Raw genomic sequence first — 1,362 nt, forward strand, 5'->3', positions numbered from 1 at the left:
TAGCTAGTGTAGCGCGGCAGGCGCGCCTCGCCATGTTTTTGCAGAGCGGATGGTTGCATGGTCCTTTTCGCCTCCGATGCAGCGCCGAATATGGTCGAGTCTCCGCTCGGCTTCTTTGCGGAAGACCAAATTGCTTGCGGCCGGAAGGCGATGCCGCGAGGCGGTTGCGTATACCGGAGCGGCGGAATCCACTCGCCGCGAGTGCCGCAATCGGCGCGGCAGGCCGTTCCTGACGCGGTCGCGCGATTGGACGGTACGATTTGTCTCGATCGGAGCCGTGGCAAGGCCACCAGATCATTCGCCCTCGCCGGGTTTGCCGCTGAAATGCGCATCGAACTTTCCAGGCACCCCATTCCAGGCGTCCGCGTCTGTGGGCGGCGTCTTCTTGCGCGTTATGTTGGGCCAGGAGGACGCATATTGCTGATTGAGCGCGAGCCATGCCTGGGCGGCTGCGGAATCCGTGTCGGGGAAGATGGCTTCAGCCGGACATTCGGGCTCGCAAACGCCGCAGTCGATGCACTCGTCGGGATGGATGACGAGCATGTTCTCGCCCTCGTAGAAGCAGTCCACGGGACATACTTCGACGCAGTCCATGTACTTGCATTTGATGCAGTTGTCGGTAACGACGTAGGTCATTCTGTCTGCCTCTTCGAAGCACCGCCGTGCCGGATAACCGCGCTTGGGGGCCTTCCTCTGGCGGCATCGACTAGTGGAATCGCTAGATTGCGAGTACCTCAGGCGGCAATCGGCCTTGGTGCCGCAGCCTGCGCGGCATCCGCGCGTGCCGCGGCGAGGGCGATCCAGTCGCGATAGAGGCCCTGGTCCTCCCTGGAAAAGGACATGCGACGCTTCATGTCGTCGAAGGTTTCGCCGGGGTGACTCCTATCGTAATCCGCGCGAACCAAGGATTCGAGGTACGCGCGCTCGGATGCATCCGCGGGCCGGATGAAATCGTGCGAGTTGCTCAGCATGGTTGTTTCCTTTCGGTCGGTTTTCAATCCAATGCCGCCTGCCATCTGTCCTGTTCCAAGGCCCAGATGGCGCAAGCGGGGCAATCGGCGCCGCAACGATCGATGGCCGAGAAGATCAGGCCGAGCCGCTCCTGGCGTGACAGGGCGAATGCCGGTTCCCGTGGCGTGACGGCCGACAGCAAAGCGCGGAAGGCGCGCAATGCGAGATCGAGGAACAGAGGCAGCAAGGCGATCACCATCAGATCAAAAGATATATTTGTAATGTATCTTTTCGCAGGCACCCCGGCAAGGGGTTGTGATGCGACCAGGTGAAGCGGCCGGATCTGTGGACGCTTACGCTGCCGGCTGGATGCCGAAATCTTCCGGCGAGAGCAGCAGGTCGGCCAAGGTG

The 1,362-nt window shown here is 61.6% G+C and carries 3 protein-coding genes; all 3 read right to left on the reverse strand.

Annotated features, from left to right (window positions below):
* Positions 1 to 294 precede the first annotated feature (294 nt).
* Positions 295 to 636, reverse strand: a complete 342-nt coding sequence (gene fdxA / locus EOD07_RS34460; protein ID WP_127238358.1) for a ferredoxin FdxA — start codon at positions 634 to 636, stop codon at positions 295 to 297.
* A 98-nt stretch (positions 637 to 734) separates the two neighbouring features.
* Complete coding sequence (locus EOD07_RS34465) at positions 735 to 1,016, reverse strand: hypothetical protein (protein WP_245470604.1); 282 nt, start codon at positions 1,014 to 1,016, stop codon at positions 735 to 737.
* Positions 995 to 1,362, reverse strand: a 368-nt coding sequence (locus EOD07_RS38290; protein ID WP_206519654.1) for a hypothetical protein, incomplete at its 5' end; no start/stop codon positions are given. The genes EOD07_RS34465 and EOD07_RS38290, both read right to left, overlap by 22 nt.

It is taken from the genome of Mesorhizobium sp. M2C.T.Ca.TU.002.02.1.1 (assembly GCF_003997225.1).

Excerpts from the sequence above, each read along its gene's own strand:
- fdxA (WP_127238358.1), bottom strand. The coding sequence starts at position 636 with ATGACCTACGTCGTTACCGACAACTGCATCAAATGCAAGTACATGGAC.
- EOD07_RS34465 (WP_245470604.1), bottom strand. The coding sequence starts at position 1,016 with ATGGCAGGCGGCATTGGATTGAAAACCGACCGAAAGGAAACAACCATG.